The sequence below is a fragment of the Lysobacter sp. TAB13 genome (assembly GCF_052113885.1).
GTDB lineage: Bacteria > Pseudomonadota > Gammaproteobacteria > Xanthomonadales > Xanthomonadaceae > Lysobacter > Lysobacter gummosus.
The window spans coordinates 1-383 of record NZ_JBFRDR010000334.1 but is presented as its reverse complement, the minus strand read 5'-3'; the positions used below and the strand labels follow the sequence as shown (position 1 = coordinate 383).

Below are 383 nucleotides of genomic sequence, written 5' to 3'. Positions count from 1 at the left end.
GTCCATCTATAAGTGACAGATTGCTCCGTCTTTCCCGATTCGGTCATGCGACCAAATCGCGTATCCGGTATTAGCATTCGTTTCCGAATGTTATCCCAGTCTTATAGGCAGGTTACCTACGTGTTACTCACCCGTCCGCCGCTAASYTWWCCCCGAAGGAWWARMTCCGCTCGACTTGCATGTATTAGGCACGCCGCCAGCGTTCGTCCTGAGCCAGGATCAAACTCTCCATAAAGGTGTTTGACTTGCTCAAAAACTTTTTATTGCTTTAGTCAGAAGCCGAAGCTTCTTAACTGGCAGTTTCGCTCGTTGTTCAGTTTTCAAAGAACAATCTTTTCTTTCGTGTCGGCCGTGTGTTTCAGCGGCGACTTAGATAATATATC

Annotated in this window: 1 rRNA gene; it reads right to left on the bottom strand. The window is 46.9% G+C overall.

Annotated elements, in window-relative coordinates:
* Nucleotides 1–235 (bottom strand): 16S ribosomal RNA (locus AB4Y92_RS26410); the annotation flags it as partial.
* Between the last annotated feature and the right edge of the window lie 148 nt (nucleotides 236–383).